Genomic DNA, 24,746 nt, shown 5'->3' on the forward strand with positions numbered 1-24,746 from the left:
CAATGCATTTAGAGCGCTTAATATGGTGGATGGGTTGTATTAGATCACCTTTGTCACAATATGAGTTTGAGCGCATATTGATGGGTCGTTGGAACAGAGCTTTGTTTGGTTATGTTTATACTGATCTTTTACCGGAAAATATTATTGAGAAGACAATGGAACCAAAAAACAAAACTAATAAATATGCTGTTCCTGCTTTAGATAAAGGCTTGGATATTATGGAGTACTTGACCTCGCAAGACTCTCCTCGTTCTCAAGCTGAGATCGCCACTGCACTTAACCGTAGTGCCAATGAAATCTACCGAGTTCTAGTTGGACTGGAGGCAAGAGGCTACTTGCATCGCGATGAAGTCTCTGGCAAATACCGAATGTCCCTCAAAATCTATAATCTATCGAGAAGAATTACACCCGTAGACAAAATTCGGCAATGTGCAATACCGCATATGGAAGACTTGGCATTTACCACGGGTAACTCCTGTTATTTAACCATGCTGTATCAAAGCCAGACTATGGTGATTGTCCATGCAGCAAGTCACGAACCGGTATCACTAAACATTGCAGAGGGGACCTTGCTCTCTACTCGCTCTACCTGTCCGGGTAAGATTCTTTTAGCCAACAGTAACAAAGAGGTTACTGATATGATTTTGGAGCGCGATCCTGAGTTTGCGAAAATGTCGCAAGTTAAACGAGATAGTCTATTTGAGGAGTTGCTGATGATTCGTGATCAGGGCTACTTGGTAGCCGCTAGCCCATTTGTTGTTGGCGTAGAGGATTATTCAACCCTAGTTGGGCATCCTGAGGGCTTAGTGATTGCTTCGTTGTCTATGTCAACTATGCCGTCTGCTCTCAATGTTCAAAAAGATACTGATGAACTGATTGCTAAACTGCGTGAAACAGCGGTCAGGATTAGCGAGCAGTTAGGTTGTTAACGGTTTCAACAATAAAGGCTTAGCTTTCAAGTTAAAACAGAAAATAGAAACAAAAAAGAGGCGAAATGCCTCTTTTTATAGTGCTAACAAAGGTCATTAACTCATCCAATACAAGATAGCTGCAAGCACGTCCTTGTGCGCTTGACTCGCACCATCCTTGGCACAAACACCATTGCTTATGGCTAGGTTAATGCCTTGACTTCAATTAGCTTACAGCTTATTCGTTGTCCCACATTTCTGGCCAGTAGCGGTAGATGCAGTGACCGTGACGTTCCAGACGCTCTTGAGCTTGGGCTAAATAAGCTAAGCTTTGCTGCTTCGCTTGCTCTTGATTACCAATCAGCAGGACGTAATGGTTGTTGGCGACTTCTTTGCCACTTCTATCTTTGAGGCTCAGGGCAATCTCGAACTCACCTTGAGCACCAGAAGGCACTTGCCAATCTATCGTAGCCAATTGAGTCGCTGAGTCCACCTTAACACTCTGGGTTATGCTGCCGTTGCACTCGGTTGCTTGACCTTGATAGAGCACCTGCCATTCAAGTGTCAAATCCTCAAGCAGATATTGATAGTCATTAACTAGCCATAAGTTTGCATGGAAATTGGAACCCGCATCCCAACGCCGCTTACTAAATTCAAGACTAGGCAGAAGTGGCTGATAAGTCCGTTTTAAATAGTCAAAGCTGATTTTCTTCTCACCATAAAAATCGACCACACCCCATTTGATATCAGGCACATGGGTAATAAAGTGGCACAGAGCAACGCCGCTCATTTTAGGTTTGCGACGGCGGTAGGTTTCGAGAGCAAACTGAATCACTGTTCCTTGAGCTATCTGAGTTGCTTCGACAAACTCCTCTAATGAGCCCATTTTATAGTCATTAAAGACTTCAAAGTTTAGGTTCTTGAGAATATCAATATCTGCCCAGTGATAAGCCCAGCTTGGTCCCATTGGCCACATTTCATCTTGAGGAATAAATTTCTTCAAACTCTCAATTGATGGTGCAGACGCTGCGGTTAGCTCAGGAATAATGCAGCAATCTAAAGCAGGGTAGTACTCTTCCATAAACTCGGCGCCACCTTGATAGTAGTGCTCGTTTGCATGGATAGATTCATGTGCTTTAAAGCCCATATTTTGCGCAGACTCTGAACTTAATGGTGAGGCAAGGCCATATGGCACATCGGTATATTGAGCCACAGATTCGCCGATCACTTCCATTAGGCGTTTGTTACCACTCTCTTCGTGAGCGCCGGAGAAGAAGACTTCTTCGCCCCCCATCCAGAATATATTGGATGGATGATTGCGACGTTGCTTGACGGTTTCAACACACTCATGCAATACACCGTTAATGAAAGCCTCATCTTCAGGGTAGGCTTGGGTTGCCAATGTAAAGTTAGTCCAAACGGTAATACCTAACTCGTCACATAGACGGTAAAAGTCAGGGATCTCTGGCGGGTGCCAACCGAAGATACGCAGGTTGTTAATGTTAGCCTCACGGACCATTTGAATACGTTTTTCATATTTCGATAGGCTGTTTTGACCATAAAGGAATGACGGCTGTCCTCCCCAACAAGCAGAGCGAAGGAAGTGGCGTTTACCATTAATAAAGAAGGTCCAAGGATACTCGGCTTCATCGCGTGTGTAGCCTGGGTTGTAGTCCATGGTCACTTCACGAAGGCCGATGGTCTCTTTGGTCGCATCGAGCTCTTGACCGTCTTGGTTAACGATGACATTAAGATCATACAGATTTTGGTCACCCATATCCCATGGCCACCAAAGCTTGGCGTCAGGCACATCGATTTCGGCATCTAGTGTTGTCTCACCCGGTTGAACAGTGAGTTTGGCTTCTGCAACGTATTCACCCGTCTCACAGTTTTTTCCGTGTAACTGAGAAACTACAGTCACTTGCTGCGCAGTATCGGTGTGGTTGATGAGCGTGTACTGAGCTTTTACCGTCGCGCTTGTTTGCGCTGTGACTTTAACGTCAGTGCGGATATCTTTAACACTAACGATGTCGGTTGCTTCGACCCGTACAGGTCTCCAGATACCAAAAGGAACAAGACCTGAAAAATAGTCGCCAGAAAAGTTGACCTTTTTACCGCCACAATTGCGGTAGTTTTTAGGTGGTGGATCAAGCTTGACCATCAGCATATTAGAGCCATCACGCCAGTCAGCAAAGCTTGCTGCTTCGGTAATATCGAACTCAAACTCAGAGAACATGCCTTCATGACGACCCAGATATTGACCGTTAAGCCAAACCTCACAGCTATAGTCAACCCCTTCAAATACTAAACGGATCTTCTTGCCTTGCATCTCGTTTGGTAGGGCAAAGCGACGGCTATACCACCACTCATATTCAGCAGCCCATTTGGCTCTATGCATATTGCGACCGAAATAGGGATCGTCGATCTCATTGGCACGATAGAGATCGCTATACACATCCCCCGGTACTTTAGCGAAGTTCCAGCTAAAGTGTGTGCCTTGATATTCAGCAGGCAACAAATGCAGCCCCTCTTTGACGCCTTGACCTGGGCGCATGCGCTCCATCTGCCAACGCTCACCACTTAAATCTAAATTAATGCGTGTCATATATCCTCCGAATCAGATGTGAATATAATATTCATATATGAAGCGTTTATTCAAATAAAAATTAAATTTGTTGTTTGGGAGTTGATGCAGATCGCAAACTGATGTCACTGTGTGATATAGCTCAAACAAACAGCCTTTTTCATGCTATTACAATAAAAATAGGCTACCAGTCTGTACGAATTGTAAGCGTCACAGTTTTTGTATTCGATATTAAAATAGACTTGACCTTATTAATAAATCCGTGCTTATAGTTTATATATAAATTAAATATTCATATATGAGGTAGATTTACGTGATTACACTTAAAGGCATTACTTGGAACCACACTCGCGGTTTTACCCCCTTAGTTGCGACGGCTCAGCGTTTTGAAGAGTTAAATCCTGACGTTCGAATTGTTTGGGAAAAACGTTCACTACAAGCGTTTGCTGATGAGCCGATTGATCAATTAGCTGAGCGCTATGATTTATTGGTTATCGATCACCCTTGGGCTGGCTTTGCTGCTAAGACTGGCGTAATTGAAGCACTAGATAATATTCTGCCTGCCGAATTCTTAAACGACCAAGCCAACCACTCTGTGGGTCACTCGCATGTCAGTTATGGGTACAACGGTCAGCAGTGGGCATTAGCCATGGATGCGGCAACGCCGGTAGCCTCAGCCCGTATGGACATTCTGGAGAGTTTGGGTAAAGCCATGCCACAAACCTGGAGTGACTTAATGGAGTTGGCTCGCAAAGGAACGGTTGCGGTGCCTTCTATTCCTCAAGATACCTTAATGAACTTCTACATGTTGTGTTGCACATTAGGTGAAGCGCCATGTATCAATGACCAATACGTTGTTAGTGAAGAGATTGGTGTCAAAAGCTTACAGATGCTGAGAGAGCTGTCTATTCATCTAGATAAGCGCTGTTTTGATTGGAACCCGATCCAAGTTTATGAGGCAATGACGCAAAGTGACAACTTTGCTTACTGTCCATTTGCTTACGGTTATGCCAACTATGCCAAACCCAATTATGCTCGTAAGTTACTCAAATTTGCAGATACGGTTGATCTAGACGGTAACGGCCGCTTGATTACCACTCTTGGCGGCACTGGCTTTGCCGTATCTGCATCTTCTAAACATAAAGCGATCGCTGCTCAGTATGCACAATTTGTCGCCAACCCACAGATGCAAGCCAATTTCTTTATTGAGTTTGGTGGTCAACCGGGTCACAAGGAAGCTTGGTTGAGCGAGTTTGCTAACGCAACATCAGACAACTATTTCATCGATACCATGCCAACACTTGAGCGAGCTTTCCTGCGTCCTCGATATCACGGACATATGTATTTCCAAGACCATGCAGGAGCGCCAATTCGAGACTATTTGATGAATGGTGGTGATGCAAAAGCGGTATTAAATCACCTCAATGACCTTTACGTCACTTCTAAAGGAATCACCCTATGAAGCGGCCTCTAGAGGGGATAACGGTGTTGGAGTTTAGCCAATATATGGCCGGCCCTTATGCTGGGCTGCGCCTTGCCGATCTGGGGGCAACCGTTATTAAGATTGAGCGTCCCAAGTATGGTGATGCCTGTCGTCAACTTGCGACTAAAGGGATGTGGGCTGACGGAGATAGTGTGCTATTTCACACCGTTAACCGCAATAAATCTTCATTTGTCGCCGATCTGAAAAATTCTGACGATATTGAGCTAGTGAAAAAGCTCATTAGTAAAGTCGACGTTATCACCCATAACTTCCGTCCTGGAATTATGCAGCGATTGGGATTGGATTATGAGGCGGTAAAACAGATTAACCCGCAGCTCATCTACGCAGAGGTCAGTGGTTATGGGGAAGAGGGGCCTTGGAGAGATAAGCCAGGCCAAGATTTACTCGCTCAATCCATGTCAGGTTTGACTTGGCTCAGCGGCAACAGCGAGCACCCTCCAATTCCCTTTGGCGCAGCGGTAGCCGACATGTTATGTGGCACCCATCTGGCGCAAGGTATTCTCGCCGCTTTAGTGCGCAAACGCCGACAGGGTATTGGAGCTAAGGTAGCCGTCAGTTTAATGGAATCTGTGGTCGATTTTCAGTTTGAAGGATTGACCGCTTACCTTAATAACCCAGAGTTCGAGCCTGTACGCAGTCAACAAAATGGTGCGCATGCTTATTTGGGTGCGCCTTATGGAATCTACCCAACACAGGATGGCTACATCGCACTTGCGATGGGCAAGATGTCAGTGCTTCATCAAGGTTTAGGAGATCAACGCTTAGCTAAGTGGCTAGATGGCGACAGATACTTCACCCATAGAGATGAGGTGAAAGCCGATGTAGCGGACATATTGAAACAGCGCAGCACCGCATACTGGATAGAACGTTTAGAGCTTGTGGGTTACTGGTGCTCTGAAGTTAATGACTATCAAAAACTGGTCGCCAGTGATGGCTACTTAAGTTTGGATATGGAACAAGTGGTTGCTCGCAATGAGCAGACTCATATCCGTACCACTCGCTGCCCGATCCGCTTCAATGGCCACACGCTTAAATCACAAAAAGCCGCACCTCGACTTGGGGCGGATACTGATGCCATTTCTTTGGAGTTTCAATTATGAGCTTACCTCTAACAGGTTTAACCGTGTTGGACTTTACTCAACTGCTGTCAGGCCCTTGTGCGGCGCTGCGCTTCGCTGATCTTGGCGCTAGGGTGATTAAAGTGGAGCAGGCCAATCGGGGTGATCTTTCACGGACTTTATACGGAGAGTCCTATCAAATCGCTGGCGAGTGCGCTTTTTATCAAGCGATTAACCGCAATAAGCAGAGTATAGAACTGGATCTAAAAGGTTCAGAGCAAGATAGAGCGTTAGTGCAAAAGCTGGTAGCAAAAGCAGATATCTTGATTCACAACTTTCGACCTGGGGTTATGGAGCGCTTGGGGCTGAGCTATCAAGAGGTTAAGTCGGTTAACCCAAATATTATTTACGGTGCTGTTTCTGGATATGGTGAACAAGGGCCGTGGAGGAGTAAACCGGGTCAAGACTTATTGGTTCAAGCACTTTCTGGGTTGAGTTGGCAAACAGGCAATGACCAATATGGGCCTATGCCTATGGGGTTAGCCATTGCCGATATGTTTGCTGGTGGTCAATTAGTTCAGGGTGTTCTAGCTGCGTTGGTCAGCGGTGAGAGTGCCTTGGTTGAGGTCAGTATGCTAGAAGCCATACTCGATTTTCAATTTGAGCCTCTTACGCTGTTTTACCAAGATGGCGAACCGGTTGTGCGGGGGGAGGTCAGTGGTGCACATCCTCTAGTCGGTGCACCTTACGGCTTATATCAAACTCAAGATGGCTACTTAGCCCTAGCGATGGGATCGATTCTAAAGCTAGGAGATTTGATGAATTGTCCCCAACTATTGGCTTTTGATGATCCCGGACAGTGGTACAGCAAACGTGATGAGATCAAACATATCTTGCGAGAACTGGTGAGCACTCAAACCACTGGCTATTGGTTGCAGATTCTAGAGCCTGCTGATATTTGGTGTGCGGAAGTTTTTGATTGGAAACAACTGCTCGCTCATGACGGATTCAAAATTCTCAATATGCTGCAGACAGTGCAAGTTGAGGGCGGTGAGAGTTACCAAACCACTCGGTGCCCCATTCGTATCGATGGTGAGATATTTTTCCATTCATTAGGTGCGCCAACCTTGGGGCAGCACACCGAACAAATTCGACAAGAGTTTAGTGAGCAGGAAGTGTTGTAATGCAAGATAAATCAGTTATTTACCATCAAGATAATGGTGTTGGCATTATTACTATGCAACGTGCTAAAGCCAATGCCTACGATTTGGCTATGGTGACTCAGTTTGGCCAAGCTTTACAACAAGCTGAGCAAGATAGCGCAGTAAATGCCGTAATAGTCAAAAGTGGCCTAGCGAAGTTCTTCTGCGCAGGTGCCGATATTCATGCCTTTTCGCAAAACTCCACCGAAGATAATCAAAAGATGGTCACTCAGGCGCGTTTGAATATGGCAACCATAGAGTCGAGTAACAAGATCTATATTGCGCAAATAGCGGGGCACTGTTTGGGGGGGGGGGTAGAAATTGCTCTGTCATGCGACCTAAGATTTGCAGCAAATGGCGGCTATCTGCTTGGGCTCCCGGAGATCAAACTGGGTTTGATTCCGGGCAACGGTGGCACACAAAGGTTAGTTCGATTGGTCGGTCTAAGCCGAGCGTTGGAGCTGTTAGCAAGTGGTGACAATTTTAATATCGAACAGGCTTATCACTGGGGAATCGTAAACCGTCTTTACTCTGAGGAAGAGTTGCATCAGCAAACCTTTGATTACGCTTTAGGGCTCTCCAATGGGCCTGGTCTTGCCATCGCAGCCACAAAGAAAGCGCTAAGAGAGGGGGTTGAAGTCTCACTGAAACAGGGATTAGCAATAGAACAAAAATACGTTGATGAACTTTATGAAACCAAGGATGCCAATGAGGGCTTTTTAGCGTTTGTTGAAAAACGAGCAGCGAAGTTTTCTGGTACATAAACCATTACGGGAATAACAATGAACAATAACGTGAAACACTATCCATGTTTTATCCACGGTCAGTGGGTAAACGCCTCGAATGGCAAGACTTTTGAGGTTATCGATCCTGCCAATGAACAAGTATGGGCAACCGTACCGGACTGCACTGCGGACGATGTAGAAGCGGCGATGCAAAGCGCACAGCAAGCGCAATTAGCATGGCAACTGCTGCCAGCGGTTGAGCGCGGTCGCTATATTCATAGATTGGTAGAAGCATTAAAGCCAAAACGTGATCACTTCGCCAAGCTGATTGTTAAAGAGCAGGGAAAGACCCTAGTACAAGCTTATGGTGAGTTTGATGATACGCTCAATTACCTAACATACTCTGCTGAAGCAGTCCGCCGCATCCAAGGAGAAATTTTTCCATCTGATAGCGCAAATGAACAGATTCACATTAATCGTGTTCCTTATGGTGTGACTTTAGGTCTCTGTGCTTACAACTATCCGCTAGCTTTAATTGGTCGCAAGATAGGTCCAGCCTTGGTAACAGGTAACACCATGGTATTAAAAGCCCATGAAGCGACACCGGTCACCGCGAGTGAATTTTGTAAAGCAGTCGAAGAGGCGGGGATTCCTGCAGGTGTGATCAATCTTGTCAGTGGCGCTGGTATTGAGGTGAGTTCGCAGTTGGTGACCCACCCGCTCACTCGATTGGTTTCTCTGACGGGAAGTACGCCCGCAGGTCAGGCGATTTATCAAGCATCGGCTGACAATGTATCAGGGCTGGTGTTGGAGCTAGGTGGTAAGGCGGCCTTTATCGTTCTTGCTGACGCAGATATTGATAAAGCGGCAGAAGCGGCAGTGGTCTCCCGTTACGCCAATTGTGGTCAAGTTTGTATCTGTAATGAGCTGGTCTTGGTCGAGGAATCTGTCGCAGAAGAGTTTACTCATAAAGTACTGGAAAAAGTCAAAGATATTACGGTCGGTGACCCGATGCAGGATGTGGATATGGGACCTAGTGTGACCCAAATAGGCCTAGATCGTGTTGCCGACATGATTGACACCTCGGTTGCGATGGGTGCCAAAGTTGTCATCGGTGGTGGTCGCCCAGCAGGCAAAGAGTTTGAAAAGGGTCACTGGTTTGAGCCGACAGTTTTAACCGAAGTCACCGCCGAGATGCCTGTGGCAGCTCAAGAGATGTTTGCACCAGTAATGCCCATCATAAAAGTGCAAAACTTTGAGCAGGCATTAGCGATCGCAAACGATCGTGAAGAAGGGCTTTCATCTTATATCTACACTCAAGACGTCAATAAAATAATGCACACTATCAATCGGTTAGAGGTCGGCACTGTGTTTGTCAATCGCCAGATTACTGGTAATGTCCAAGGTTATCACTCTGGCCATAAACGCAGCGGTATTGGTGGTGAAGATGGTATCCATGGTATCGAGAACTACCTACAAAAACGTGTAGTGTACTGGAGCTACGAATAATAAAAACAGAGTAAATTAAGGACGTGAAATGAAAAGAACAGCATTATCTCTTGCTCTAGCGGCAAGTTTTCTATCGCTTTATGGATGTTCAAGTGGCGGGAGTGATATCGCCTCTAATACAGATGTTGGACAGCTAGCAGCGGAGAGTTTTATCCATAACGGTCTGTTGCCCAATATGACGGCATCAAATGCTAAGACATCGACAGCAAAAGCTGGCGATGTATCTCTACTGACGGTCGATTTTGACAGCGTATCGGAAGAGAACAAATTTAAGATTTGGCCACATATCCGCTTTGCACCTAAGTCGGGTCATTGGAACTGGAATGATAAAGGTAGCCTGAAAGTTTTAGTTAAAAACCCATCGGATAGCGATCCGCTAAGTTTAGTGTTTAAGTTATCAGATAGGGTGGGAATGGTGGGCTCAGCGCCCAATGCACTTAATTATGCCTTCCAACTTCAAGCGGGTGAAGAGCGCGAAGTTGAGCTGTTATTCAATGGCACCCAAAGGCAGTTGCCAGGCTATTTTGGTGGCGAAAAATTGGATTTAAAAACAATCAGTGAATTCCAAGTGTATGTACAAGGACCTGCGGATGCACAACAAGCGGCACTCAGTCAGTTTGAGCTTGTTGGTGCAACGGGAGATTTTATTGCCTCTGATGTGGTAGAAATAGACGCTGGCCCTATCCCAACCGTTGCCACGTTAAGTCAATTTGAAACAGGCAATACTAGTATGGTGTTCAAAGACCTCAGTAATGCTAGCCAAATAAAAGTCGTGGACGGAAAAAATCAGGATAAGGCGTTAGAGGTAGTGTTTAGTCAAGCCTCGGATTATCCAAGTATCGCATTTCGTCCCAGCCAGCCTTGGGATTGGTCTAAACAGGGCAGCTTTAACCTAGCGTTTGATATTGAAAACCCAACTGACGACCCGGTGCAAGTATATGTGCGTGTCGACCAGGGCGATCATCAAGTGTTTGGCGGTACCGCAGATGGCGTTACAGACAGCATGGTCGGCTCTATGGCGATTACTCCAAACTCCGATAGTACCTACTATATGGCGCTCACTAAACCAAGCCAAGATGCAGTCTCTGGTATGCGAGGTGAGCCACCAAGAGCTAGCTATAACGCTCAAGCGATTACTTATTCTTGGGGTGAGGAAGAGCTAGATAAATTAGACAGCATCTACACCGTTCAGTTGTTCCTTATGCAGCCCAACAAAGACTATAAGTTGGTGGTTAACAACTTACGCTTGATCCCTGATCTTGTCTCGGATACTAGTCGCTTTGATGGCCTTATCGATCAGTTTGGTCAATACATAGGTTCAGATTGGCCAGAGAAAGTGCACTCTTTGGATGAACTGCAACAGCAAGGTCAACAAGAGTTAGCCGAGCGCGGTAAAGCAAAACAGAACACAGATCGCAGTAAATTTGGTGGTTGGAGCGAAGGGCCAAAATTTGAGGCCACGGGCTTTTTCCGAGTCGAGAAGACGAATGGTCAGTGGAATATGATTGATCCGGAAGGCAATATCTATTTTATGACGGGTATCGATAACTTCCGTACTACCGACACCATGACCATCACAGGTGTGGATTATCAGCAGCCAGAGGGGCGTCAAGGTGGAGAGGTAAAATCAAAATTACGACGTTCCCTGTTTACTTGGTTGCCAGAAGAGGACTCCCCACTAGCTCAGGCATACGATTATGTTCCATTTGTACACAAAGGGGCGGTAGAAAAGGGGGAGGTATTTAGCTTCTATCTAGCGAACTTGATGCGTAAGTACAATACCGATTCCGCTCAAGAAGCGCTCGATATCTGGCGTGATGTCTCGTTAGATCGTAACTTGGAGTGGGGCTTTACCTCACTAGGTAACTGGGCTGACCCCTCTTTTTATGGTAACGAGCGCGTCCCCTATGTTGCAAATGGCTGGACCATGTTTGGTGGCGAGTTCAAGAAAATTAGCTCAGGGAATGATTATTGGGGACCCATTCCCGACCCCTTTGACCCAGCATTTAAGCAAGCAGCACAAAACACCGTGGATAAAATAGCCACTGAAGTAGAAGTTAACGATCCTTGGCTTATCGGTGTCTTCATTGATAATGAAATGAGTTGGGGTAATACGGCAAATGAAGCTAACCGTTATGGTTTAGTTGTCAATGCGCTAAGTTATGATGCAGCACAAAGTCCCGCTAAAAAAGCGCTCACAGACTATTTGCAGCAAGAGTATAAAACAGTCGATAACCTAGCTCAAAAATGGGGTCAAGATATCAACTCTTGGGATAGTTTCGCTGCGGGTTTTGACTACCGTGACACTCTAAACCCAGCAATGAAAGCGGATTATGGTCAGATGTTAGAAATGATCGCTTCTCAGTATTTTTCTGTGGTGCAGCAAGAAGTCGCTCGGGTATTACCAAATCACATGTATTTAGGTGCGCGGTTTGCTGATTGGGGGATCACTCCTGAAGTAGCAAAAGGTGCGGCACCTCACGTTGATGTGATGAGTTATAACCTCTACGCCAATGATCTAAAATCGAAAGGTGATTGGAGTCGACTGCCAAAATTGGATAAACCATCAATTATTGGTGAATTCCACTTTGGTTCTACAGATACAGGACTGTTCCACGGTGGTATTGTGACCACGCCGAACCAAAAAGAGCGCGGTAAGATGTTTACCCACTATATGAACAGTATATTGGAGAACCCATACTTTGTTGGTGCGCATTGGTTCCAGTACACAGATTCGCCAGCAACAGGGCGAGCTTGGGATGGTGAAAACTACAATGTGGGCTTTGTCACCGTTACCGATACACCATATCGAGAGCTAGTTAAGCAAGCGACTCAGTTCAATCGAACTATGTATCCAAAACGATTAGCGCTGCAAAATCAATAGCAGTTGATGTTAGATTAATTATGCCCCCTTTCATAGGGGGTTTTTAGTATGCTTAGATCATAGAATTAAATGATAGCTATTGATTAATTAATATATTGTTCGAAAATTACCTTAAAGCTAATTTATTTAATATTAGATACGTTAAATTAATCACCTTCGATAGGTTATTATAGTGTGTAAATAAGTAAAGGGATGAATAATGTCTAAGCACTACTTTTTAATACTACTTGTGACACTCTCCTCTTGGGCCAATGCATGTGCACTGCACTATGGAACTAATGTCGCCATAATTGGTACCAATGAAGTGCAAGAAGTGGTGAGAGGGATAGTCAAAGCAAGAAAAAAACATATGCTTGAGAATCAAGCTAAACCTAAGCATTTTATGAAGTTTTCCTTGGAGAATAGACTCGGTTATGCTTATCCAAATCGATTGGACTTTGCGCTACTAGAGCCGATAAGTCGTCACTATAGTCAAGTGGTTAGCGCAGCAAAACCTCGTTTGACAGTGTTAAATGAGTTGCCATCAGAACAAGATTTACTATTAATTACTGAGCTAGATATTCTTGATGCTTTGGCTACGGGGAAATTAACTTGGCCACAAGCAAAAAATAAAAAGTTAGTTACTTTTCGAGGGCCAGAAGAAAAGGTTTCTGATATAGAAAAATGGTTTAGCTATATCTTTGATGAGTCTGTATAAAAATACTTTTCTTTCAGATTTTTATGATTGAAAAAATAGCGGCATACATTGTATGCCGCTATAAATTAATAAAAGCACCACTACTTTTTATTAATACGACGCTTATACATATTGCTGTGTAAACGTTTTGCTGCTTCAACCATAGGTTGATAAGGAACATCGGCTACAGAGACAAAGCCAACGTTGTAGTTCTCACCGTCATATGAGCGGCCGGTAATTGGAGAGTCGATATATTGGAACCAGTGAGCGCCAACAAAGTATGGATTATCGATCACCGACTGCATATAAGACTCATACATCTCACCGCGTTCAGTCTGATCGTGAGCACAAACTAAACCTGGATGGTACACACCAGTATCTTTGGCACCAATATGGAATTCACCAATGATACTTGGCATATCAACGTCAGCGAGGAACTCCCACGCTTTAGGGTGCAGCCCTTCTTTGTAATAGTTGTAGCTGATCACATCACAATGCTTAGCTGCCGCTCGCACTACATCCGGCGTCATACCCCAATCGGCAAAACGCACCCCAAGGTATAGGTGGTTGGGTAAATGCTTTTTAAGGGCACAGTTAACGATACGGAAATATTCACTAGCATAGGTTTCTAACAGCAATCCATAGTCACTTAACTGCGCTTCGTTGTGCTCTAGACCAGAAAGTCCGTCAGAAACCGCATCCCATGACGCAATGTCAGTACCCCAACGGGCATTGAGGGCGGTGATATCGACGTATTTGTCTTTGAGTGTTTGCGTGAACACAGCCTTAGTTGGAGACTCGCTATCACTGCGGCTTAGGGTATGAATAGCAATACCATGCTGCCCCTCAATAGTGCCCATTCGTCCCCATGATTTTTCGTTGTCGATAAAGATACCGACGCACCAAGGTGAGCCTTTCATCTCATTTTTAACTTGCTGTACAGTGACTTCTGCACGCTCGGCAAACACAGGATCAAACGGGTCGGGCAGTGGCGACCAGAAGTCATCGCCGCTACTCACGGTTTTGAAGTTGCCAATAATCCAGCCGTTAGCGAAAAATGGGATTCGGTCGTTGCTGTAAAACTCAGGCGCATTCCAGTTGCCTAGAGAGGTAAAACCCCAATTCAACATACGATCTACAGTGACTTCTCGCCATTTTTCTAGGTAGTTTTTCTTGCCATATTTTCGTTCTAGGTTGGCGGCATAGAAACTGAACGTTTCTCCGCGGTCGACGGCACCATCAAATAACTCACGCATATAGGCGTAGTGTTCACCTAGTGGCTCATCGTAGGAAGGGAGCCATTGAAAACAGTCGCGGCGGACTTTACTGGCAACAAAGGCCGTTTGCTTAGCTTCATCGGAGACGGTCAGTTTTTCAATCGAGTCTTCTGGAGTTAAATCGGCAGGATCGCGCTGAGGAACTAGCGAGTTATCGTAGTCATTACCGGTAATCGTGTAGGCGTTGGCTAGGCGAATGACATCAATGCCAGTAGCAAAGTATGGGTAGCCTTCAGGATCGATAAGTGACCATTTTCCATCGATTTTTTGAGTTCGGAAGTAGCCGGTTGCTTGATACTGTTTTCCGTCTTTATAGCCCGAAAACTTGGAACGGTCAGACATAGCTCCTTGCTTTAGGGATTCAAGCTCTTGCTCCATAAAATCTTGCAGTTCCTCAGTTGAGTGGACTTTTTCTTGGTACTCAACATGTTCGTTCTGACCAAATTTATCAATCACATGAGTAAAATAATTAGGGTTAATGTCTGGACTTTGCATTAGGCGGAAGTCGGAGAATATAAGATTGTGATCAATTAAAGTACCATGAACGCTGAGTTCGATATGATCGATACTAGAAACGTCAATATTCATAGAGCCCCACATCCAAGTCGCATAGATATGCGGGCTATTCCATGGGGCAGGGTTAGAGCGCAAACCAGTATAATAGTTGGTTCTGCCTTTAAGTAACTCCCCCTTAAGCTCAACCATATAGGTTTTTAAGCTATTACCCTGAACATTGATACAACGGCTATGCATTTGACCATTATGGTCAAACAGGTTGATAAAAACTTGAGTGGACCGTTTATTTAGATTTTGCACATCAAACGCAAAGCAGAAGCTAGAAAGTTCGCTCCAGTCCCATACTACGCCTGTTTCTGGTCTCAGATACATAGAGGTGTAGAAGTTGTCTTTACTTTTGCAATGAACTTTTATAGCCAAAGCTTCTGTGGGTGTTTCAACCAACTCAGCTTGCATATTTTTAAAGTCAAAATTCTTAGTTAGTGTGGACTTATCCTTGCAAAATAAAGGGATCGAGGTGTCGTGTTCTGTTTGATAGCGAAAATCTTCAATCTTAGGCTTCATACTTGGCTGTTCCATAAATACATGCATTATTGTTGAACAATACTACCCTAATTGATTGACCAATTGTTGATGAACGTCGCAACTTTTGGAATTTATTTAAATGCAGTGAATATAGAAAATCTTAGATCTTTACACTTTACTGACTTTTTTGCAAATAAATATTCTGAATTTGTGAGGCTATCATTTTCTTTTAAATCATATGGTTAGGTTGTTTGTTTCTCATCTATCTACTGAGTTTATTTATTGATACTTTAAGAAACTTTGATTGTACTTTGTATGGAAAATTGTGGTTCAGATTCGTAATTATATTGTCATTTAATTGAAAAGGTCGATCTTTGGGTTCAATTGTTAACCTTGTCACGGTAAATTGGATAACCAGTTGTTATTGTATAGACAGAAACAACGATAATGCTACCTAAAAACATCAAGCATTAGCTAATTATGTACACCTTAGTTTACGAGTATTTTGACATCTCGTTTTTAAGGATCAGTGTTTAAAAATGGGTAAAACAATGAAAAAAACAATCTCATCTCTATCTGTGCTAGCAGTTGCTATTGGAATCGCTGTTACACAGCCAATTCATGCTGGTGAAATCCAGTATGTGGAAGGCCTAAAAACGTCTGGTTATGGTAGAGCGGCGTTTGGTGCTACAAGTGATCGCCTTGTAAGCCGCGAAGCTGAGAAAGCCGATAATGGTATGAATATTATTGCAACCGCGGGTAATCCATATAAACCAACGGGCAATTTAGGTAACCGAGGAAGTCAACTAGAGCTTCATGTTGATTATGGTATTACCAATAATGATATGAACTGGGTAACCCATATCAATTTATTTACTGGTGCAAGTGATTTTAAATCGGGTTCAACTGAGAGTGATTACTTCTATTTAGATGAGTGGTGGGTAAGCGGTACTGGTATTTTTCCTTCAAACCCAGAAGCTGGTATTTGGATGGGTAAGCGTTATTACGGACGTTATGAGAACTCATTGAACGGTTACCAGCATGTTAATGCTGACGGTATTGGTGTTGGTGTCGACAATCTTAATCTTGGTTTTGGTAAGTTAAACGTTGCGGTCGTGAAAGATGGTTGGGGTAAGAATAGCCATAAATATTGTACAGCTTGGGATGCAGATTGGAATTGTACAAGTGAAAATGGATGGGGAGGTTCGTATTATTCGCTAGTGTCTAAGCTTCATGGTGTTAACCTTGCTAATGACATTAATGGTGATTTATTCGCCACTTATCGTACTTACATTGGTTCTGATGGCGACATGGAGCCTAATCCAGAACAACCAGGCTATATGACAGCAAAAGATAATCACCCTGATGGCTTCCAAGTTGGTTTTGCAATAAAACAAGGGGACTGGGGTGAATTTAATCGCTTAGTGGCACGTTATGGTTATAAAGCGCCATCTTCTATTACTCAAAGTTGGTTACCGATTCCAAGTTATCAATACGGCGGCTTCTTTGATGGTATGCAAGAGTTTGGCGAGCATTACCGCGTACAATATGCGCTATCTCATGAAACGGCTGTGTATAACGAGAACGTAGCGGACTTATCGAAGAGTGCTGAACAACCCTATGATAAGAGTGTTTGGAACCAAGCTGTTGTGCGTGGTACCTATATTTGGAATCAGCGTTTCTCAACGAATTTAGAACTGGCTTACGATATGATGGATTTTGATGTTAAGTCATCAGTCCGTTCACAAAATCCAGACTTTAAGTCTGGCACAAATTCTTCTTATAAAATCACTTTAGCTCAAGATTTTCATATCGGTGGTGGCTTCTGGGATCGTCCTGTTATTCGTTTCTTTGTGACCTACGGCAAGTTAGATACAGAAACAACGGCATACACCAAAACTCCAACTTGGAGCCTTGAAAACGTATCTAATTTGATCAGCGAACCGGGTAAACGTGACGCCACTACTGTGGGCGTGATGTTCGAAACTTGGTGGTAATTGCAAATCACGAACACCCTACAACACTATATCAAGGCGCTCTTTTCTGAGCGCCTATCTCAAAAGTGGTAATTTATTATGGAAATAAAAAAAACTTCATTGGCTATGTTAGTGGCGGTTGCGCTGACAGGCTTATACGGTTGTAACTCTACGGGCTCTTCGTCAGGCACTGCATCTTCAGCGACTGAAGTAGAAGAGAGTGCAGGTGCAGCAACGCCAGATTTTGAATCTCAATCGTTTGTCGATAGTCTTGTCACTGATCATGCTAAAGTGCAATTGGTAACTGATGCTGGTGTAACAAATGGCACAGCAGCAGTCAGAGTCGATTTTGACGCGGTCAGCGAGGCAAATAAATTCAAATATTGGCCGAATGTCAAAATAATGCCACAAGGCGAACTGTGGAACTGGAACAATAAAGGCAGTTTTAAACTTGATATTACTAACCCAACAGACAGCCCTGCCAATATTATTTTAAAAATTGTCGATAACGTAGGTCAAATGGGGGCTGAGACCAACCAACTTAACTATGCAGTAAGCCTTGCAGCAGGTGAAACGCAAACTGTAGAAATGCTGTTCAACGGTGGCAAACGTAAGCTTGAAGGCTACTGGGGGGGGGATAACTTAAACCTACGCAAGTTGGCTGAATTCCAAGTATTTGTGCAAGGCCCAATGGATAAGCAGACCATTATTTTAGACAACTTAGAGCTAATTGAAGCCACTGGCGATTTTATTTCGGCAGAAGAAAAAGTCGTTGCAGCGGGGCCAATCCCAACTTTAGCGGTTGTCACAGAGTTTAATGATGGTGATCCTACATTCGTCGCAGCAGAACGCAGCGTATCGGCAACCACGAGAGTTGTAGATACTGAAAATGGCAAAGGTCTTGAAGTTAAACTTTCGGCGTCTAACGATTATCCGAATGTCACGTTTATGCCACCGCAACCATGGAATTGGTCAGAAGCGGGCGATTTCAACATTGCTTTTGATATCGAAAACCCAACAGACGATCCGGTTCAAGTGTTCGTGCGCGTTGACCAAGCCGAAAATTCAGGTTGGGGCGGAACAGCGGATGGTGTGAAAGACAGTATTTCAAGTTATACCACACTGCTACCAAACAAGAAGTCAACTTATTACATGCCAATTTCACAATTGAAAGGTCATGTAGTTTCAGGTATGCGTGCAGAACCGCCAAAAATGTCTTATGACGCACAGGCAATCAGCTATGGTTGGGGGGAAACAAGTCTTAACACCTCTAATATCCATGCGATTCAACTTTATCTACAAAACCCAACAAAAGATGCAAAGTTCATTGTCGATTCGATTCGATTGATTCCAAATATTGATGCAGATGCAACTCGTTATAACGGTATTGTGGATCAGTATGGGCAGTTCAAGGGCGATGGGTGGTTAGAGAAAATCAAGTCTGACGATCAGCTAATCGAAAAAGGTAAACAAGAACTCGCTAATCTTGGAAAAGCGAAGCCAATGGCTGATCGCTGTAAATTTGGTGGTTATGCTAATGGTCCTCGTCTTGAAGCAACAGGCTTCTTCCGCACTGAAAAAGTGGATGGAAAGTGGAACTTAGTCGATCCAGAAGGTTGCCTGTTCTTTATGACCGGTCTTGATAACGTTCGTATGGCAGACACGGTAACTATTACAGGGGTCGACTTTACAGATCCTAAAGCACGTACTGGACGTGAAGTTACCTCAGACCTTCGTCACTCTATGTTTGAATGGTTACCAGAAGAAAGTGATCGTTTAGCGGAGGCTTATAGCTACGCAGGATATGTGCATTCGGGAGCGGTGAAAAAAGGCGAGGTGTTCAGTTTTTATCAAGCTAACTTGATGCGTAAATATAACGTAGACAAGCAAGAAGCGATGAAAATTTGGAAAGATGTCACTTTAGATCGCATGGTTGATTGGGGCTTTACCACACTAGGTAACTGGATTGACCCTATGTTCTTTGGTAGTGAACGCATTGCTTATGAAGCACATGGTTGGATTCAAGGCGATCACAAGCGAATCAGCACGGGTAACGATTATTGGGGACCAATTCATGACCCATTTGACCCTGAATTCAAGGTTAGTGCGAGAGAAATGGCCGAAGGAGTTGCCGGACGCGTCAATAACCAAAATGACCCTTGGCTACTTGGTGTGTTTGTTGACAATGAAATTTCTTGGGGTAACCCACTAAATGAAGCGAACCATTACGGTTTGATCATTAATGCACTTGCTTATGATGTGAAAGGGAGCCCAGCAAAACGTGCGTTCACTGACCACCTGAAGGGCAAATACACCACGATTGCTGCACTAAACCAGGCATGGGGTGTCAATGTGGCATCTTGGGCTGACTTTGAAAAGTCGTTCGATTATAGAACCACGCTGAAACCGGGTATGAAAGCGGATTATTCAGACATGTTAACTATGTTGTCTGAAAAATATTTCTCTACTGTACGTGCTGAAATTAAGCGAGTGTTACCTAACCACTTGTATTTAGGTGCACGTTTCTCTGATTGGGGTGTAACGGAGGAGATTGCTCGAGGTGCCGCTAAATATGTTGATGTAATGAGTTACAACCTCTACTCAAATGACCTTAATGGTAAGAAAGCTCATTGGCGCAAACTCTTACCAGAGCTGGATAAACCAAGTGTGATTGGTGAGTTCCACTTTGGTGCGACAGATACAGGGTTATTCCACGGCGGCATTGTATCAGTTGGAAGTCAAAAAGAGCGTGGTGAAATGTATAAGCATTACATGCAGTCTATGGTCGATAACCCATATATGGTGGGAGCACACTGGTTCCAATATCTAGACTCGCCTGCAACAGGCCGTGCATGGGATGGTGAAAACTACAATGTTGGCTTTATTACTATCGGTGATGAACCTTATGTCGAGCTTATTAAAGCAGCGAAAGAGTTTAACCGAGATTTATATACTAACCGCTTCAAATAACTGACAACGTGAGGCTCGGCGACGCTGTTGAGCCTCACAGTAAAAAGGGATTTAAGATGAAAGTACTATTCAACACCACATGTTTAGCCGTGCTGGTCGCAAGCAGCATGTCAGTTCACGCTTTTGAGTCTTTTGAAAACTACGCAATTGATGCCAAACTAGACGCCGCATCAGGTATTGTAAATAAAGTGAGCGCTGGGACATGTACAGCCGGTCAGCAAGCCGCAGAGGTTACTTATACTTCCGCTTCTTGGGCATCAATGAAAGTAACGCTAGCAGAAGCGGTTGATTTTACCCAAAACACCCACTTTTCATTTGATGCAATCAAAGCTGCAGGTGCGGCTGATGTTCCTCTTCTGGTGAAATTAATCGATTCTGCAGACAGGGAAATTTGGCACTGGGTAACATTAAATCAGGATGCAGCCGCGGTTTATTCGCTTGATCTATCTTATGAAGATGGAAATAACCACAGCGGCGCTGATCTTGCTGATATTAAAGTAATCGATTTTGGTACTGCGGATTCAAGTGGATTATCCGCTGATAATAAGGTTTACATCGATAACCTGCGTTTATCAGATGGCAGTGCTACGGTAGGTGATGGCTGTGATTTGGGCGGTGACCCTACCCCGGAACCGGAACCAACAGTGGAGATTGTCCAATCATTTGCTGATATTCCACCTGGCACTGTAATCGATGCAGATGTTAACGCACCGACTAACATAGTGTCTTCTGATATGGCTTCTGATAACGATACGTTATCCATGAAAGTTGATTTTGACGCATCTTATAAAGCTATTTCGATGTGGGATGGTGGTACGCCTTGGGATTGGTCAGGTAAAGCGACGTTGAAATTTGATGTATTCAATAATTCGGGTGAGTCAATTACTATTGCAGGGCGACTAATTTCTACGGGGACAGATTGGAGCGATGCCTATAATCTAATGGAGGCGAAAGTGTTGGAGTCGTCTGACGAGTTTCAAACTGTCGAAGTGAATTTAGATTCAAGTGCAGCTGGTAGCAAGTTTACTAAAAGTGCAGTTGGCGGCATTCAATTTATGCTTCATTCCGAGGTGAATGCAGATACTCTGCCTATCTATATTGATAATATTCGAGTCGATGGTGAAGGTACGGTTGCGCCAGATCCAGGCATTGAACCTAATCCTGGTCTGGGTGGAGATGATAAGCCTTATAAGAATGAGGGTGGTAGTTTAGGAGGCTTTGCATTAATGCTAGTTGCCGCATTGGGCGTCTTACGTCGTAGAAAATAGGGCGCATAAACAAAGAAAACGGGCACTGTTTGATCAGTGCCCGTTTTCTTTTTGGCAAACAAATCAACCAAAATTGCAGTATTGGTTGATTTGTTTGCTAGTTGCTAGTTGTATCACTGTTTCTGGATGAGTATTTGGTTAACCTTAATGTCGTGATGTGAAAGTAAACCTTATATTTTTGAATTGTCCTTACAAGGTCAATTTCATTACGTTACGGATGTATATAATGAAATTTAGTAAACTCGTCTATGCTTTATTAATCAGCGGTGTTGCATTGCCCAGTTTAGCCGCAACCCAGTTAGTAACTTCTTTCGAACAAGGTGAAAAACACAGCTATACCATTGATGGCTATGGTGATGCTGGAGTCACGCCAGTTACAGAACCTGTAACGAATGGTGTTCAATCTCTTAAAGTTGAGCTAGGAGCTAAGTACGCTGGAGGCGCAAAAATTTATGCACCAACTTGGTTTGGTTGGGGCGAACAAAAATACGTTGTTTTCGATATCGTAAATCTTGGTAGTGAGAATGTAAATTACGGAGTTAAAGCGCTATCTAATGACATTTGGGAAGATAGAAGTGCCATTTTTGATCTCTTTAATGTAGAAGCAAATACAACTCTAAAAGATGTCAAATTCTCATTGGATACTACAGAATGGGGGAACATAGGTGCCGAATATACAAAAGCAGGCATTATGGAGTTACAATTTTTTACGGGTGAAACCCCCAATCAAACAGTTTATATCGATAATATTCGCATAAGTGATGGCGAAATAGATGAACCTGTAGAACCTGGTCAACCAGAGCCTGCCAGTAAAGTTACGGCTGCACCGGTCAATACATTGCAACTTGTTGATGATTTCGAAGAGCAGTACAGTCACGTCTATTTAGATAGTGGCGTTACATTGGCATTGGTTGATTCGAAAGTGTCCCAAGGTTCCAAGGCCGCTAAAATCAATTTTCCCGCAGCTTATGATGCAATAAAATTCTATCCATCAGAGGCTTGGAATTGGTCAAATGAAACTCTAGGTCAACACGGAGCAATTGCGCTAGATGTGACTAATACCGGCGATCAAGACACGACCTTATATGGCCGTTTGCAGTCTGGGTATGATAGCGAGCAGATCGTTGGTACTAGCTATGGTTATAACATCAAGGCAGGTGAGACCAAAACCGTTTATATTAGCTTGAATAACAATGCAAAGCTGAACGTTGTCGATGAAGTTGGTATGCGTCAGCTGCCTGCTTACTCTATGAGTCACTGGGAAGACCCTATTGCCCTTGATTTAGCTCAAGTCAGTGAAATTCGTTATTACACTGATAACCAATCCACAGCCGAGTTTGTGTTCGATAACCTGCGTGTTATTCCGGATCTTAATCATCAAACAGGTTTTAGCGAAATAGTGGATGCTCTTGGGCAAAACAATCACTTCGATTTTACTAATAAGATCAAATCTAAATCTCAGCTATCTGGCTTAGGAGCTAAAGAGGCGCAGTTACTTGGCAAGTTAGTAAAACGCAGCCCATATGGTGGTGCACTGCCAAACTCAGGTATTGAAGCGGATCAATCCTGTGTATTGACAAACGCAGCATCATTCAACGTATGTAAAACCCCGCAAGGGAAGTGGTATTTAGTTGACCCTGAGGGTAATGCATTTTTCTCAAGCGGTCTTGCCAATATACGTCTTGCTGATACCTATACTATGACAGGTGTTTCAAATGATACTCCGTCATCGTTGCGACAAGGAATGTTTACTGATATTCCTAGTAACTATATTAACAGTAACTATGGTCCTGTTTTCTCAGGTCCTGTGACGCGTGGTGAGGCGGTTAGTTTTTATGGCAATAACCGTGACTCACGCCATGGTGATGAAGCAACTTGGCGTATTAATACAGTAAAACGTTTTCAAGATTGGGGCTTTAATACTTTAGGTAACTGGACCGATCCATCATTTTACGCCATGTCAGAGATTCCTTTTGTTGTTAATGGTTGGGTAAACAGTGGACCAGGCCGTAAACAAACCTCAGTTATGGGTCCTGATGGTTATTGGGGGAAATTACCCGATCCATGGGATAGTAATTTTTCAGCAAATGCTAAAATGATGGCAGATGAGATTGCAACTCAAGTGAATAGTTTGAGTACTGCACAGAAACTCAAAATTGTTGGTATTTTCGTGGATAACGAAATGAGCTGGGATGATGAAGGGAATCCAAGTAACACTTACCGAAATCTCAACGGTGAAGCCAAAACCATGGCGCAAATTGCTGAACAATATTATAGCGTGGTGAGTGGGGCACTAGAAGCAGCAGGCCTTGGTAACTATCTATATTTAGGTAACCGTTTTGCTGATTGGGGGCGTACCCCTGAAGTTGTTGCGGTAGCGGCAAAGTATGCTGATGTTCTGAGTTTCAATATTTATAAAAAGAACATCGCTGAAGATTGGGATGCTGATCAGTTAGCGCAAATTGCTACTTTAGACCGACCAGTCATTATTGGTGAATATCATTTTGGGGCTTTAGACAGTGGTAATTATGGTGAGGGTATTCAAGTAGCAGCGTCTCAGAAAGACCGTGCAGAAAAATATGCTGCTTATATGGATAGTGTGCTAGCAAATAAACATTTTGTTGGTGCTCACTGGTTCCAATATATTGATTCACCAATTGCAGGTCGTGCATGGGATGGAGAAAATTATAATGTGGGTTTTGTTAATGTCACCGATGCACCTTATACCGAAATGACTGACAAAGCGCGGGTGGTGAACTGTCAAATTTATGGTGATGATTGTGCATCGCTAGACCCGACTGCTGAAGTTACAATGAAGATGAGTTCGATTGATGAATTGTACAGTGGCAACAATATCGGTGTGACACAAGCGGACTTAATTAGTGATAATGACCCTGAAGATCCAACGGGCCCGGAAGAGCCTGCTAATCCTGAAACAAACAAACCGTATAAAAATGAGGGGGGTAGTCTAAGTGTATTTGGTTTTCTGATGCTAGTGATACTAAGATTCACAAGATGTTTTGATTAGCACGCTGCTCCTTATACCTAACGCACGTAGTGATATGGTATGTGACAAACGAACAGACCTCAAAGCTTAGATAAACTATGCTCTGAGCTTGGTAAGTACAAGTCAACATTACAGCCTGATTAAAAGGGATCGGTAC

At 43.8% G+C, this 24,746-nt stretch carries 14 protein-coding genes; 12 read left to right on the forward strand and 2 right to left on the reverse strand.

Annotated elements, in window-relative coordinates:
* The first annotated feature begins 80 nt into the window (after nucleotides 1-80).
* Nucleotides 81-929: an IclR family transcriptional regulator gene (locus tag HGP28_RS15085; RefSeq protein ID WP_211092018.1), complete on the forward strand. Its 849-nt coding sequence runs from the start codon at nucleotides 81-83 to the stop codon at nucleotides 927-929.
* Nucleotides 930-1,146: 217 nt separating this feature from the next.
* Here the strand turns inward: HGP28_RS15085 and HGP28_RS15090 are convergent, their stop codons facing one another.
* Nucleotides 1,147-3,513, reverse strand: a complete 2,367-nt coding sequence (locus HGP28_RS15090; RefSeq protein ID WP_168837304.1) for a glycoside hydrolase family 2 protein — start codon at nucleotides 3,511-3,513, stop codon at nucleotides 1,147-1,149.
* 292 nt (nucleotides 3,514-3,805) lie between these two features.
* Here HGP28_RS15090 and HGP28_RS15095 point away from each other — a divergent pair, with 292 nt between their 5' ends.
* The 7 genes from HGP28_RS15095 to HGP28_RS15125 all read left to right on the forward strand — a co-directional run bounded on the left by HGP28_RS15095 (nucleotide 3,806) and on the right by HGP28_RS15125 (nucleotide 13,071).
* A complete protein-coding gene (locus HGP28_RS15095) occupies nucleotides 3,806-4,954 on the forward strand; it encodes an extracellular solute-binding protein (RefSeq protein WP_168837305.1) in 1,149 nt (382 codons plus the stop codon).
* On the forward strand, nucleotides 4,951-6,096 hold the full coding sequence (locus HGP28_RS15100) for a CaiB/BaiF CoA transferase family protein (RefSeq protein WP_168837306.1): 1,146 nt from the start codon (nucleotides 4,951-4,953) through the stop codon (nucleotides 6,094-6,096). Before HGP28_RS15095 ends, HGP28_RS15100 begins: the two co-directional genes overlap by 4 nt.
* The gene (locus HGP28_RS15105) at nucleotides 6,093-7,238 is read left to right on the forward strand and encodes a CaiB/BaiF CoA transferase family protein (protein WP_168837307.1); all 1,146 of its coding nucleotides are present in this window, start codon (nucleotides 6,093-6,095) and stop codon (nucleotides 7,236-7,238) included. The genes HGP28_RS15100 and HGP28_RS15105 overlap by 4 nt, the downstream gene beginning before the upstream one ends.
* Nucleotides 7,238-8,020 (forward strand): enoyl-CoA hydratase/isomerase family protein, encoded by a 783-nt coding sequence (locus HGP28_RS15110; protein WP_168837308.1) that lies wholly within the window; start codon nucleotides 7,238-7,240, stop codon nucleotides 8,018-8,020. Before HGP28_RS15105 ends, HGP28_RS15110 begins: the two co-directional genes overlap by 1 nt.
* An 18-nt stretch (nucleotides 8,021-8,038) precedes the next feature.
* Nucleotides 8,039-9,490, forward strand: coding sequence for an aldehyde dehydrogenase family protein (locus HGP28_RS15115; protein ID WP_168837309.1), 1,452 nt, complete (start codon nucleotides 8,039-8,041; stop codon nucleotides 9,488-9,490).
* A gap of 28 nt (nucleotides 9,491-9,518) precedes the next feature.
* Nucleotides 9,519-12,374, forward strand: a complete 2,856-nt coding sequence (locus tag HGP28_RS15120) for a beta-galactosidase (RefSeq protein WP_168837310.1) — start codon at nucleotides 9,519-9,521, stop codon at nucleotides 12,372-12,374.
* Nucleotides 12,375-12,573: 199 nt separating this feature from the next.
* Nucleotides 12,574-13,071, forward strand: coding sequence for a hypothetical protein (locus HGP28_RS15125; RefSeq protein ID WP_168837311.1), 498 nt, complete (start codon nucleotides 12,574-12,576; stop codon nucleotides 13,069-13,071).
* Nucleotides 13,072-13,151: 80 nt separating this feature from the next.
* Here the strand turns inward: HGP28_RS15125 and HGP28_RS15130 are convergent, their stop codons facing one another.
* Complete coding sequence (locus HGP28_RS15130) at nucleotides 13,152-15,407, reverse strand: beta-galactosidase (RefSeq protein ID WP_211092019.1); 2,256 nt, start codon at nucleotides 15,405-15,407, stop codon at nucleotides 13,152-13,154.
* Between the two features lie 512 nt (nucleotides 15,408-15,919).
* On the opposite strand from HGP28_RS15130, the gene HGP28_RS15135 reads away from it, so the two are divergent.
* From HGP28_RS15135 to HGP28_RS15150, 4 genes are all read left to right on the forward strand, one after another.
* Nucleotides 15,920-17,365: a carbohydrate porin gene (locus HGP28_RS15135; protein WP_168837313.1), complete on the forward strand. Its 1,446-nt coding sequence runs from the start codon at nucleotides 15,920-15,922 to the stop codon at nucleotides 17,363-17,365.
* 78 nt (nucleotides 17,366-17,443) lie between these two features.
* A complete protein-coding gene (locus HGP28_RS15140; RefSeq protein WP_168837314.1) occupies nucleotides 17,444-20,314 on the forward strand; it encodes a beta-galactosidase in 2,871 nt (956 codons plus the stop codon).
* Nucleotides 20,315-20,370: 56 nt separating this feature from the next.
* Nucleotides 20,371-21,582, forward strand: coding sequence for a GlyGly-CTERM sorting domain-containing protein (locus HGP28_RS15145; RefSeq protein WP_168837315.1), 1,212 nt, complete (start codon nucleotides 20,371-20,373; stop codon nucleotides 21,580-21,582).
* Between the two features lie 226 nt (nucleotides 21,583-21,808).
* The gene (locus tag HGP28_RS15150; protein WP_168837316.1) at nucleotides 21,809-24,610 is read left to right on the forward strand and encodes a beta-agarase; all 2,802 of its coding nucleotides are present in this window, start codon (nucleotides 21,809-21,811) and stop codon (nucleotides 24,608-24,610) included.
* Nucleotides 24,611-24,746: the final 136 nt, after the last annotated feature.

This window comes from Vibrio agarilyticus (genome assembly GCF_012641465.1).
GTDB lineage: Bacteria > Pseudomonadota > Gammaproteobacteria > Enterobacterales > Vibrionaceae > Vibrio > Vibrio agarilyticus.

Excerpts from the sequence above, each read along its gene's own strand:
- HGP28_RS15120 (WP_168837310.1), top strand. The coding sequence starts at position 9,519 with ATGAAAAGAACAGCATTATCTCTTGCTCTAGCGGCAAGTTTTCTATCG.
- HGP28_RS15090 (WP_168837304.1), bottom strand. The coding sequence starts at position 3,513 with ATGACACGCATTAATTTAGATTTAAGTGGTGAGCGTTGGCAGATGGAG.
- HGP28_RS15125 (WP_168837311.1), top strand. The coding sequence starts at position 12,574 with ATGTCTAAGCACTACTTTTTAATACTACTTGTGACACTCTCCTCTTGG.
- HGP28_RS15100 (WP_168837306.1), top strand. The coding sequence starts at position 4,951 with ATGAAGCGGCCTCTAGAGGGGATAACGGTGTTGGAGTTTAGCCAATAT.
- HGP28_RS15145 (WP_168837315.1), top strand. The coding sequence starts at position 20,371 with ATGAAAGTACTATTCAACACCACATGTTTAGCCGTGCTGGTCGCAAGC.
- HGP28_RS15140 (WP_168837314.1), top strand. The coding sequence starts at position 17,444 with ATGGAAATAAAAAAAACTTCATTGGCTATGTTAGTGGCGGTTGCGCTG.
- HGP28_RS15150 (WP_168837316.1), top strand. The coding sequence starts at position 21,809 with ATGAAATTTAGTAAACTCGTCTATGCTTTATTAATCAGCGGTGTTGCA.
- HGP28_RS15105 (WP_168837307.1), top strand. The coding sequence starts at position 6,093 with ATGAGCTTACCTCTAACAGGTTTAACCGTGTTGGACTTTACTCAACTG.
- HGP28_RS15115 (WP_168837309.1), top strand. The coding sequence starts at position 8,039 with ATGAACAATAACGTGAAACACTATCCATGTTTTATCCACGGTCAGTGG.
- HGP28_RS15130 (WP_211092019.1), bottom strand. The coding sequence starts at position 15,407 with ATGAAGCCTAAGATTGAAGATTTTCGCTATCAAACAGAACACGACACC.
- HGP28_RS15135 (WP_168837313.1), top strand. The coding sequence starts at position 15,920 with ATGAAAAAAACAATCTCATCTCTATCTGTGCTAGCAGTTGCTATTGGA.
- HGP28_RS15085 (WP_211092018.1), top strand. The coding sequence starts at position 81 with ATGGGTCGTTGGAACAGAGCTTTGTTTGGTTATGTTTATACTGATCTT.
- HGP28_RS15110 (WP_168837308.1), top strand. The coding sequence starts at position 7,238 with ATGCAAGATAAATCAGTTATTTACCATCAAGATAATGGTGTTGGCATT.